At 73.1% G+C, this 1018-nt stretch carries 1 protein-coding gene and 1 pseudogene; one reads left to right on the plus strand and one right to left on the minus strand.

Annotated elements, in window-relative coordinates; all coding sequences use genetic code 11:
• Positions 1 to 206 (minus strand): annotated as a pseudogene (locus ACFQ87_RS41695) (hypothetical protein); the annotation flags it as partial.
• A gap of 273 nt (positions 207 to 479) precedes the next feature.
• Here ACFQ87_RS41695 and ACFQ87_RS41700 point away from each other — a divergent pair.
• Positions 480 to 1018: VOC family protein (locus ACFQ87_RS41700; RefSeq protein ID WP_380616185.1), on the plus strand; the 539-nt coding region annotated here is incomplete at its 3' end.

Consider the following 1018-nt stretch of genomic DNA (forward strand, 5'->3'; position numbering starts at 1 on the left):
GCGCTGGTCAGGCCGGACACGGCACCGCCGGTCCCGACCGCGACGGTGAGTACGTCGGCGAGCGTGCCCAGCGAGCCGGGCCGCGGTGGTGCGGCGACGGGTTCGACCCGGCCGCGCAGTTCGGGCTCGGCCCGCAGCCGGGCCAGCAGCGATGCGGCGGCGCCCTGGTCGGCGTCGGTGATGCGGATCAGCAGCCGGTTGTCCACGCTCTCCCCAAGGACCAACGCAGTGACATGTACTGACCTAGCGTCACAACAAGGGGTGGCCGGGGTCAAACCCCGAGGTGGACGGCCCTGCCGGGCCGTCGGCGGGCTGTTTCCGGGGCGTTCCCGGGCGGGATCGGGCGAGCGTCCGGCAGCACGCCCGGGCGCCGTCGGCTCCGCCCCGCGTGGCGGCGTGCCGGGCGGCGTGTCGGGTGGCGCATCCCGGTGGGGGACGGGAGGGTGACTGCCGGGGGATCTCCCGAGGAAGGGGCGAGAATGCCTGACGTCACCACCCCGTACGCGACCGGCACCCCGTGCTGGGTCGATCTGATGGCGAAGGACCAGCAGGCCGCGCTGGACTTCTACCGAGACCTCTTCGGCTGGCAAGGTCAGCCGGGCCCGGCCGAGTTCGGCGGGTACGCGGTCTGCGCGCTCAACGGCAAGGCGGTTGCCGGCATCGGTCCGGCGGCGGCCCCCGAAGGCATGCCGGAGCCGCCCACCGTGTGGACCAGCTACCTGGCCACCACCGACGCCGAGGCCACCCAGGACGCGATCGTCGAGGCCGGTGGCACCCTGCTGGTCCCGGTGATGGACGTCGGCTCCCTCGGCCGGATGCTGGTGGCCGCCGATCCGCAGGGTGCGGTGTTCGGCGTCTGGCAGCCTGGCGAGTTCTCCGGGGCCCAGGTGGTCAACGAGGCCGGGGCGCTGATCTGGAACGAACTGCACACCAGTGACGTCGAGGGCGCCACGGCCTTCTACGGCGAGGCCTTCGGCATCGAGGTCAAGCCGGTGGAGGGCAACGACCAGTACTGGGA

This window comes from Kitasatospora sp. NPDC056531 (assembly GCF_042794375.1).
GTDB lineage: Bacteria > Actinomycetota > Actinomycetes > Streptomycetales > Streptomycetaceae > Kitasatospora.